This is a genomic window from Streptomyces sp. MnatMP-M17 (assembly GCF_900091995.1).
Taxonomy (GTDB): domain Bacteria; phylum Actinomycetota; class Actinomycetes; order Streptomycetales; family Streptomycetaceae; genus Streptomyces.
In genome coordinates, this window is record NZ_FMDK01000616.1 from 1 (window position 1) to 9,765 (window position 9,765).

Below are 9,765 nucleotides of genomic sequence, written 5' to 3' on the forward strand. Positions count from 1 at the left end.
TTGGAGTGCTCGCCACCCTGTCAAGGTGGAGGCCGCGGGTTCAAATCCCGTCAGGACCGCAGTGAAAAGGCCCGTATCCGATCGGATACGGGCCTTTCTGTGTGCCCAGATCCGGGACCGCCCTGGAGGCCGCGCCCGCGGCGGAGCCGCGATCAGACACAGCAAATCCGGTCAGGACCGCCGCAGGGGAGGGCTCGTGTCCGACCGGGTACGAGGCTTTTTGTGTGCCCGTATCCGGCGTACGCGCAGGCGCCTCGCGCGGCCGAGTTCCTTGGGTATGGCAAGGGCCGTCGACGTCCCGGTATGGGCCCAGTAATGGCGTGCCCAAATCGCCGGGGCGCGGTCCTGAGTGTCTTGACGGCGCCATCCGCCGGGGGTACCTAAGCATCAGGGCCCTTTGTTCGTCCCAGTCCGGGGCCCGCACCGGGGGGTGGTGTCCGGGATGTCATCGACAGCGAGGCATGAGACACGCGCGCTGCTGCGCGCCCATCTGGCCGCCGCCTCAGGCCATCCGCACCGTACGGGCCACTGCCCGATCTGCCACCGTCTCCAGCGGCTCGCCATGGAGCCCACCGCTGCCGACGACGGCTTTGCCGACGGCTTCTTCGAGGACGAGTTACCCGACGATCTGACGCCGTCCGCGCCCTGATCGCGTCTGATCCCGGCTGATCCCGCCGTGGCCTCCCGACGGCCCCTGAGCGGCCTCCAGGCGGCCTCCGGCAGGCCGCACACCCGCCGGACCGCCCTCTCACCGGTCCGCACCGGCCCCGGGACACCGTCGGCGCCGATCCGGTCGGATCCAGCAGGTGAGACAGACGTCATTGACAAGGGGCATGCGGTGTGACGGGCATCACGGAACAATTTCGACCAAGGGCAGCGCTTACACCCTTCCTACAATCCATCAATTTAGTATGTGCAATTGCACTGCCTATGAAATCCCTCCGGAAACACCCGCCTCATCCTTCACACGGGGGCCGAGCAGGACCGGAACACCAGCCCCCCGGCGCACAAAAAAGATCGCGCTGGACCCGGCGGAGTCCAGCGCGATCGACGACTTACCCGTGTTGCATAGGCATGGGACCTGTTGGGGCAGGTGCCCGTCGTATGGAGCTATAGGTCGGGACGACCGGATATGGGGGACCCGGCTGTGCCCTGGTCAGTGAGCCCGGCTGGGCTCTGTAGTGCCTTGTTGCGCCTTGCTGAGCCGTGAAAAAAGGCGTCAGGCCTCGCTGCGCTGCTGCGGAATACCCGCAAGCAGTGCGCGGACCTCTGCCTCGCGATACCGGCGATGCCCACCGAGCGTGCGGATGGACGTGAGCTTGCCGGCTTTTGCCCAGCGAGTGACCGTCTTCGGGTCCACGCGGAACATCGTGGCAACCTCAGCCGGGGTCAGCAGCGGCTCGGCATCAGGGGTGCGAGCGGTCATGAGCGGCCTCCTCGGGAGAACCGAACCATCTCGGTTCTTTCCTCTAAATTCTGCACCTTGACCCGCGTTGCCCGAAATGGCGGACGCGGGCCGAGTCGGTTATAGGACGAACGGCTTGTCCTCGGCACTACAACTACACCATCCGTCCAGCCACGTCGGCCAAACCGATGGAATTGCCCTCTGAGGTGTTCATCAGCGGCGGAAGCCGATGGACCATGCCATAGCGGACAGTCACGTCACAGATACGATCAGTCACAGAGTGATCAGGAGCCACTGGACCCCCCATATAGCGTGCAATGCTGAGTGATCCGCCCACACTTGGGCGGAAGGAGCCCTCCCCGGACTCCTTGTCCTATTTTGACACGAGGGGGGGCGATGGGCGCAAGAGCCCCGTTAGTGCGGTCCGTCACGCTTGCGGGCATAGGCCCGGATCGAGACCTCTGCCTCAGGGTCCGAATTCAAGTGTCGTTCAAACGCACTTCAAGCCCGATTCAGGACCCGTTCATGCCCGCTTGCCGACCGTTCCGGTATCGCCTGCCCGAAACGGTCAGTTGGCGAACAATCGCTCCCTGACCGCCCGCCAGCGCTCCGTCAGCCGGCCGTAGGCCGCTCCCGCGCCCTCGCCGTCACCGAGCCGCAACGCCGCGATCCCGGCCGCCACATCGGCGGCCGAATGGTCCTCGGCGAGCTCCGTCCCGGAGAGAGCGTGCACCAGACCTCCGTAGTCCAGTTCGACCAGCGACCGCGGATGGAACTCTTCCAGCCACCGTCCCACATCCACCAGACCATCGATGAGCGGTCCGTCGTCCACCGTCTCCCGCAGCGTCTTCAGCCCGCGGGCCAGCCGCCGTCTCGCCTGCACCATCGGCGTCCGGTAGCGCAGTACGGGCACTCCGGGCCCGCCCGCCTCGTACTCCCGCTCGTCGTCGGAGAAGAGCGTGAACCAGCCCACCGGCACCTGCCAGACCGCCGTCCTGATCCAGGGCCGCGCGTCCGGATTCCGGTCCCGCCAGCGCTCGTAGTCCGCGGCGGCCTGTCCGCGCACGACCGGCGGCAGCACCGCGTCGAGCAGCGGCACCGGCAGCGACTCCGCCAGCTCCTCCAGCGCCAGCCAGCCGCGCAGCCGGGTACGCCAAGGACAGACGCACACCACACCGTCCACCACGGCGACGAACGCGTCCCCGCTCTCGTGCACCGGTACGGCGACCGGCGGCGTCGGCAGCAAGTCGGCCAGGGAACGGCGCAGTTCGTCCTGCGCGGTGGGCGTACGGTCACGTCTGGCGTAGCGCGCCCAATGGTCTCTCTCCGGCTCCGGAAAGGCCGCCAGCGGCTCATAGACCCGCAGGTAGGACGCGTAAGGAACGAGAACAGAAGACACCGCCGGCATGCCGCGCATCGTCCCACGCCTGTACTCCTCCAGGGGGTGATCCTGGGCACTGCGGCTGATCTACGCCCCCGTAGGACTTACTCTCTTGCTTGCCCAGCCGGTCCCTCCCCACCCACAGGGGGGACTTCCCACCGCCGCTTCGTACTTGGGAGTCACCACCGTGACCGATCTGACCGACGGCGTCCTGCACACCCTGTTCCGCTCGGAGCAGGGGGGCCATGAGCAAGTCGTGCTCTGCCAGGACCGTTCCAGCGGCCTCAAGGCCGTCATCGCCATCCACTCCACCGCCCTGGGCCCGGCCCTCGGCGGCACCCGTTTCCATCCGTACGGATCCGAGGCGGAGGCCGTCGCCGACGCGCTGAACCTCTCCCGTGGCATGTCGTACAAGAACGCCCTGGCCGGCCTCGACCACGGCGGCGGCAAGGCCGTGATCATCGGCGATCCGGAACAGATCAAGAGCGAAGAGCTGCTGCTCGCATATGGCCGGTTTGTGTCGTCGCTCGGCGGCCGGTACGTCACGGCCTGCGACGTCGGCACGTATGTGGAGGACATGGACGTCGTGGCCCGCACCTGTGCGTGGACCACCGGCCGCTCCCCGGAGAACGGCGGCGCGGGCGACTCGTCGGTCCTGACCGCGTACGGAGTCTTCCAGGGCATGCGGGCGAGCGCGCGGCACCAGTGGGGCGACCCGTCGCTGCGCGGCCGTACGGTCGGGATCGCGGGCGTCGGCAAGGTCGGCCACCATCTCGTGGAACACCTTCTGGAGGCCGGCGCGCATGTCGTGATCACGGATGTACGGGAGGAGTCGGTACGCCGGATCACGGACCGGCATCCGCGCGTCGCCGTCGTCGCCGACACCGAGGCGCTGATCCGTACCGAAGGACTGGACATCTACGCTCCGTGCGCGCTCGGCGGCGCGCTGAACGACACGTCCGTTCCCGTCCTCACCGCGACCGTGGTGTGCGGAGCCGCCAACAACCAGCTCGCGCACCCGGGCGTCGAGAAGGATCTCGCGGACCGCGGGATCCTCTACGCGCCCGACTATGTGGTGAACGCCGGCGGAGTGATCCAGGTCGCCGACGAGCTGCACGGCTTCGACTTCGAGCGGTGCCGTGCGAAGGCCGCGAAGATCTTCGACACCACGCTTGAAATCTTCGCACGTGCAAAGGAAGATGGTATTCCGCCGGCCGCCGCGGCGGACCGGATCGCCGAGCACAGGATGGCGGAGGCCCGCCACCGCTGACGGTCGGGAGAGGGGCGACCCGGCATCCGGGAGACGAGACTCACGCCGGTCGGCGGGTCGCCCCTCCAGAAGAGGTTAAAATCGACGCTGACCAGCGAGGACGGGGCGCCTCGTTGGTCCTGCGCCGGGGCGCGTCATGCGGGCGGCGTACCGTATGGCCGCGGAAGCAGGTACCGTTGAAGCCCTACGGACGGGTCTCTCCGCGGAGAGCTCGTTCTGATTCATGAACGCGTGTCAAGACTCTGGGGCCGTCGAGCCCCGTCACCGAGGGGGTCGAGCCATGGGGCGCGGCCGGGCCAAGGCCAAGCAGACGAAGGTCGCCCGCCAGCTGAAGTACAACAGCGGCGGGACTGACCTGTCGCGTCTGGCCAACGAGCTGGGCGCGTCGACCTCGAGTCAGCCGCCGAACGGCGAGCCGTTCGAGGACGACGACGAGGAAGACGACCCGTACGCACAGTACGCGGATCTGTACAACGACGACGAGGACGAGGACGACGAGTCCGGACCCTCGGCGCAGCGCCGCGGCGCTTGACGTCCGTATACCCAGAGCAGTACCTCAGTGGCCCGGTCCGGGGCCGTAGTCCTGGACCGGGTTCTGTGCTGCCCAGATGTCCACCGGGCCATGGGCGGTCCATGAACGCTCGGTCCATGAACGCCCGACACAGCTCGGCGGACTTTGGCTCGGCGGACTTTGGCCGACTTTGATCGGCGACCCGCCGTCCGTGGCTGCCATGGCCGGTTTCCGTACTGTCATGAGCGCTTCGCATCGTTCGTGACCGGTGCCGGGTGACCGAGGCCGCTGACCGGCTCAGCTCCGGTAGTCGCCCGTCAGCGCCGCGCCCGTGGTGTGCTCGCCACGCTCCGTGATCTCACCGGCGATCCAGGCATCCACTCCTCGGTCGGCGAGCGTGGTGAGCGCGGCGTCGGCCGACTCCGCCGGGACGACGGCGATCATGCCGACTCCCATGTTCAGCGTCTTCTCCAGCTCCAGGCGCTCCACCCGGCCGGCCGTTCCGATCAGGTCGAAGACCGCGCCGGGCGTCCAGGTCGAGCGGTCCACCGTGGCATGCAGCCCGTCCGGGATCACCCGGGCGAGATTGGCGGCCAGACCGCCGCCGGTGACATGACTGAACGCATGCACCTCGGTCGTCCTGGTGAGCGCCAGACAGTCCAGTGAGTAGATCTTGGTGGGCTCCAGCAGTTCCTCGCCCAGAGTGCGGCCGAACTCCTCGACCTGGCGGTCCAGCGACCAGCCGGCCCGGTCGAAGACCACATGACGGACCAGTGAGTACCCGTTGGAGTGAAGCCCGGAGGACGCCATGGCGATCACCGTGTCACCCGTACGGATACGATCCGCGCCGAGCAGCCGGTCCGCCTCGACCACGCCCGTACCCGCGCCGGCGACATCGAAGTCGTCCTCGCCGAGCAGCCCGGGATGCTCGGCGGTCTCGCCGCCGACCAGCGCGCAGCCGGCCAGCACACAGCCTTCGGCGATGCCCTTGACGATGGCGGCGACGCGCTCGGGATGAACCTTGCCGACACAGATGTAGTCGGTCATGAAGAGCGGCTCCGCGCCGCAGACGACCAGATCGTCCACGACCATGCCGACCAGATCATGACCGATCGTGTCGTACACGCCCATCTTGCGGGCCAGATCGACCTTCGTACCGACTCCGTCGGTGGCGGAGGCGAGGAGCGGGCGCTCGTAGCGCTTGAGGGCGGAGGCGTCGAAGAGACCGGCGAAGCCGCCGATACCGCCGAGGACCTCGGGGCGGCGGGTCTTCTTCACCCACTCCTTCATCAGCTCGACCGCGCGGTCACCGGCTTCGATGTCGACGCCCGCTGCGGCATAGCTGGCACCAGTAGTCGTCTCGGACATGGCTGGGTACTTTCCTGTCGGCATTCGGTCGTCAAGCATTCGATGGTCAAGGGTGAGTGCATGAGGTGGGGCGGCCGGGAGAGATGGGATCGCGGGAGCGGCGTCGTGGACCGCGGACCGCGGGGCCTGCACCGGCATTACGGACGGCGGCATTACGGGCGGCGGAGCGCGTCCGTGGCTGCGGTATTGGCCGGGCCTGCCGCCAGCTCGTTCTCCAGGAGCTGCTTGCCGAGCAGCTCGGGATCGGGCAGATCCATCGGGTATTCGCCGTCGAAGCACGCGCGGCAGAGGTTCGGCTTGGCGATCGTGGTCGCCTCGACCATGGCGTCGAGTGAGATGTAGGCGAGGGAGTCGGCTCCCATGGAGATCCCGATCTCCTCGACCGTCATCCCATTGGCTATCAGCTCGGCCCGCGTGGCGAAGTCGATACCGAAGAAGCACGGCCACTTCACCGGTGGTGACGAGATCCGGATGTGGACCTCGGCGGCGCCCGCCTCCCGGAGCATCTTGACCAGGGCACGCTGGGTGTTGCCGCGCACGATCGAGTCGTCGACGACCACCAGACGCTTGCCCCGGATGACTTCCTTGAGCGGATTCAGCTTGAGGCGGATACCGAGCTGGCGGATGGTCTGGGACGGCTGGATGAAGGTCCGGCCGACATAGGCGTTCTTGACGAGGCCCGAGCCGTACGGAATGCCGCTGGCCTCCGCGTAGCCGATGGCGGCCGGCGTGCCCGACTCGGGGGTCGCTATGACCAGATCCGCCTCGACGGGAGATTCTTTGGCGAGTTTCCGCCCCATTTCGACACGGGACAGATAGACGTTGCGCCCGGCGATGTCCGTATCGGGACGGGCCAGGTACACGTACTCGAAAACACAGCCCTTGGGCTTCGCCTCCGCAAATCGTTGGGTACGGAGACCGTTCTCGTCGATGGCGATCAGCTCGCCGGGTTCGATCTCACGGACATACGCGGCACCGCAGATGTCGAGGGCGGCGCCCTCGGAGGCGACGACCCAGCCGCGTTCGAGACGGCCGAGGACCAGCGGGCGGATGCCCTGCGGATCACGGGCGGCGTAGAGGGTGTGCTCGTCCATGAAGACGAACGAGAAGGCGCCGCGGACATCGGGGAGGATCCGGCCGGCGGCTTCCTCGACGGTGAGGGGCTTGCCGTCGTCGTCCACCTGGCTGGCCAGCAGCGCCGTCACCAGATCGGTGTCGTTGGTGGCGGCGACCCGGGTCGAGCGGCCGTTCTCCTTGGGCAGATCGGCGACCATCTCCGCGAGCTGGGCGGTATTGACCAGATTGCCGTTGTGACCGAGCGCGATGGAGCCGTGGGCGGTGGCCCGGAAGGTCGGCTGCGCGTTCTCCCACACCGAGGCTCCGGTGGTGGAGTAGCGGGCGTGGCCCACCGCGATATGGCCCTGGAGAGAGCTGAGCGAGGTCTCGTCGAAGACCTGGGAGACCAGGCCCATGTCCTTGAAAACGAGGATTTGTGAACCATTGCTCACAGCGATGCCCGCGGACTCCTGTCCACGGTGCTGCAGGGCATACAGTCCGAAATAGGTGAGCTTGGCGACCTCTTCGCCCGGGGCCCAGACTCCGAAGACGCCACAAGCGTCCTGGGGGCCTTTCTCTCCGGGGAGCAGGTCGTGGTTGAGTCGTCCATCACCACGAGGCACGCCACCGAGTGTAGGCGAGATCGACCACTGGTCCGAATTGGGGATGCGGGCCGGCTCCGCGATCGCCCGTCGGAAGACGTCCGGTTACTTGCCTGAAGCCGCGGCCACGGCGTCCAGGCCCTGGCCGTCGGCCTGCTTGAGAGTCAGGGAGCGGTGGTGCAGCTCATATGTGACTTTGCCCTCCAGCACCTTCTGCACCTGGCGTTCCAGGGCCATCTCGGGTCCGGGACAGAGCTTGCGGGTGGCGGAGAGCCGCCCGAAGGTGATGGTGGCGACCTTTTCCCCGGCTCCTTCCGTGGCTCCTTGCGCGGCCTCGGAGACCTTCGCGGTACCGCGGAAACTGTTGCAGCCGAGGTTGCCTTCCACGGAACCGTCCTTACCGAACGTGAAATGCGCCTTGCCGTCGGTGCCCTGCGGCAGCGAGGTCGCGGTGGCGCCGTCGGTCAGCGCGTTGACGGTCCACTCCGTACCGGCGAGCGGGACGGGCGGCGCGGAGGTCAGGGTGATCGTGTCGCCGTCGGCGGTGGTGAGCGTGAGCCGCCGATCCTCGGCGGAACCTCCCTCGACTCCCTCGACGGTGGCCTTGAGCTCTCCGGCGAAGGCCCCGCCGAGGGCCTTCTCGAAGGCCTGGAGCTGCTCGGGACAGCCGATCAGTGTCGACTGCTTGTCACCCACGGTGATCGTGTCGCCGTCGACGGTGACATCCGCGCCGATGGTGTTGCAGCCCGTACGCGCGCTGGCCCGGCCGTCGGCGCCGATCTCCACGCTCGCTCCGGCGGGCGCGGCGGTCTTCTTGCCGTCGACGGTCAGACTGTCGACGCTCCAGTGGACATCGGTGAGAGGCAGGTCGGACTGTACGGAACCGCCGGAGCCACTGCCGGAGCCGGACTCCGTACCGCAGGCGGCCAGCGTGAACAGTGCGACGGCAGTGACCGTAGTGACAGCGGTGGTCGCAGCGATGTTGGTGATCTTCTGTTTCCGCATACCCGTGGGACGGGGCGTCGCGGCGTACGGTTCCGTCGCTCTGCGTGCCGACACCTCCGTCACCTCATGAGCGGAAGCAATCCACCCAGGTCCGCGCGCTCCCCGCTCGCGCTGACGTGCGCCGCCTGGAGCGCCTCGCGCCAGGTCGTACGGCCGGTGGCGAGCCGGATCCAGGTGAGCGGATCGGTCTCCACGACATTGGGAGGCGTACCACGGGTGTGCCGTGGTCCCTCCACGCACTGCACCACGGCGTACGGCGGAATCCGCACCTCCGTCGACGCACCGGGCGCCTTCACGGCAAGCGCGTCGGCGAGCAGCCGGGTGCAGGCGGCGAGCGCCTGCCGGTCGTACGGAACGCCCAGCCCGGCCACGGCCCGGTTGAGGTCATCGGTATGAACGATCAGCTCGATGGTCCGGGTAACCAGAAAGTCGCCGAGCCGCATGGCACCGACCCGCGTCGTGATCACCCGATCATCGGGAGTCGCCGGCAGCAACGCGGCGATCCGCCCGGCAGTGCGCTCGAACAACTCGTCGGGGGAAGCGGACGCGGCGACTGCCTTGACGTCCCGACTGATGTCCGGGGCGAGATCGGCGGTCACGAAGGGCCAGCGGAGGAGGGGGAGGACGGGGGTGGAAGCGGTGGGGATGGAAGTAGTCACGGGCTGCTGGGTGGAGAGTTCAGCGGAGAGTTCGATGGTCCGGTTGACGGACTCGATGGCCAAGGCCAGATGCGACACCAGCTCACGAACGGTCCAGTCACCAAGAGCGGTGGGCAGGGCAAGCTGCTCGGCCGTAAGGCCGACGACGGCTTCGCGTACGTTCCCGAACTGCGCCAGAACGGCGGCCCGGATCTTGGCGGAGTCGTAACTACGGGTGCGCTTCTTGGCCGGTGGCATGGAGTGAGGCTAATGGAGCACCACGGTCTGACTTGCGGGCGCGAGAGTGGAGTGGGGCGGTGACGCGTCGGTTTGGCGTCTGGCCGCCGTCTGTTGGTTGGGGTTCAGGACCGCGGCTGGGGGTGGGGTTGTCGGGTGCTGGTTACGACCGAGGGGTAGTTGTGGTGGGCCGGCAGGTTTTGGGCGACGTGGGGGCCGCCCCTGAGGTTTCAGTTTCGCGACTCCGGGCCGGGCGTCAAGGGCGCTCCTCCGTCGCGTCGCTGCGCGATGA

General features: G+C 67.8%; 9 protein-coding genes. 3 read left to right on the forward strand and 6 right to left on the reverse strand.

Annotated elements, in window-relative coordinates:
* The first annotated feature begins 442 nt into the window (after positions 1–442).
* Positions 443–649, forward strand: coding sequence for a DUF6274 family protein (locus GA0115259_RS26055; protein WP_093601540.1), 207 nt, complete (start codon positions 443–445; stop codon positions 647–649).
* 570 nt (positions 650–1,219) lie between these two features.
* Here GA0115259_RS26055 and bldC read toward each other — a convergent pair.
* Both bldC and GA0115259_RS26065 read right to left on the reverse strand, forming a co-directional pair.
* Positions 1,220–1,426 (reverse strand): developmental transcriptional regulator BldC, encoded by a 207-nt coding sequence (gene bldC / locus GA0115259_RS26060; protein ID WP_003949541.1) that lies wholly within the window; start codon positions 1,424–1,426, stop codon positions 1,220–1,222.
* Between the two features lie 547 nt (positions 1,427–1,973).
* Positions 1,974–2,813, reverse strand: coding sequence for a DUF8083 family protein (locus tag GA0115259_RS26065; protein ID WP_093601550.1), 840 nt, complete (start codon positions 2,811–2,813; stop codon positions 1,974–1,976).
* 160 nt (positions 2,814–2,973) lie between these two features.
* On the opposite strand from GA0115259_RS26065, the gene GA0115259_RS26070 reads away from it, so the two are divergent.
* Both GA0115259_RS26070 and GA0115259_RS26075 read left to right on the forward strand, forming a co-directional pair.
* Positions 2,974–4,056 carry a Leu/Phe/Val dehydrogenase gene (locus GA0115259_RS26070; RefSeq protein ID WP_093601542.1) on the forward strand — a complete coding sequence of 361 codons (1,083 nt, stop codon included), beginning with the start codon at positions 2,974–2,976 and terminating at the stop codon, positions 4,054–4,056.
* Positions 4,057–4,336: 280 nt separating this feature from the next.
* Positions 4,337–4,588, forward strand: a complete 252-nt coding sequence (locus GA0115259_RS26075; RefSeq protein ID WP_046508206.1) for a DUF3073 domain-containing protein — start codon at positions 4,337–4,339, stop codon at positions 4,586–4,588.
* Positions 4,589–4,864: 276 nt separating this feature from the next.
* Here the strand turns inward: GA0115259_RS26075 and purM are convergent, their stop codons facing one another.
* The 4 genes from purM to GA0115259_RS26095 form a co-directional block, all read right to left on the reverse strand.
* On the reverse strand, positions 4,865–5,935 hold the full coding sequence (purM, locus tag GA0115259_RS26080; protein ID WP_093601544.1) for a phosphoribosylformylglycinamidine cyclo-ligase: 1,071 nt from the start codon (positions 5,933–5,935) through the stop codon (positions 4,865–4,867).
* Between the two features lie 152 nt (positions 5,936–6,087).
* Positions 6,088–7,614, reverse strand: coding sequence for an amidophosphoribosyltransferase (gene purF, locus GA0115259_RS26085; protein ID WP_093601546.1), 1,527 nt, complete (start codon positions 7,612–7,614; stop codon positions 6,088–6,090).
* Between the two features lie 84 nt (positions 7,615–7,698).
* Positions 7,699–8,598: an META domain-containing protein gene (locus tag GA0115259_RS26090; RefSeq protein WP_093601552.1), complete on the reverse strand. Its 900-nt coding sequence runs from the start codon at positions 8,596–8,598 to the stop codon at positions 7,699–7,701.
* A gap of 59 nt (positions 8,599–8,657) precedes the next feature.
* Positions 8,658–9,494 (reverse strand): maleylpyruvate isomerase family mycothiol-dependent enzyme, encoded by an 837-nt coding sequence (locus tag GA0115259_RS26095; RefSeq protein WP_093601548.1) that lies wholly within the window; start codon positions 9,492–9,494, stop codon positions 8,658–8,660.
* Between the last annotated feature and the right edge of the window lie 271 nt (positions 9,495–9,765).

Bases quoted from the DNA above. Each gene is read 5' to 3' on its own strand.
- GA0115259_RS26075 (WP_046508206.1), top strand. From the start codon at position 4,337: ATGGGGCGCGGCCGGGCCAAGGCCAAGCAGACGAAGGTCGCCCGCCAG.
- GA0115259_RS26090 (WP_093601552.1), bottom strand. From the start codon at position 8,598: ATGCGGAAACAGAAGATCACCAACATCGCTGCGACCACCGCTGTCACT.
- GA0115259_RS26065 (WP_093601550.1), bottom strand. From the start codon at position 2,813: ATGCCGGCGGTGTCTTCTGTTCTCGTTCCTTACGCGTCCTACCTGCGG.
- GA0115259_RS26095 (WP_093601548.1), bottom strand. From the start codon at position 9,494: ATGCCACCGGCCAAGAAGCGCACCCGTAGTTACGACTCCGCCAAGATC.
- bldC (WP_003949541.1), bottom strand. From the start codon at position 1,426: ATGACCGCTCGCACCCCTGATGCCGAGCCGCTGCTGACCCCGGCTGAG.
- purM (WP_093601544.1), bottom strand. From the start codon at position 5,935: ATGTCCGAGACGACTACTGGTGCCAGCTATGCCGCAGCGGGCGTCGAC.
- GA0115259_RS26055 (WP_093601540.1), top strand. From the start codon at position 443: ATGTCATCGACAGCGAGGCATGAGACACGCGCGCTGCTGCGCGCCCAT.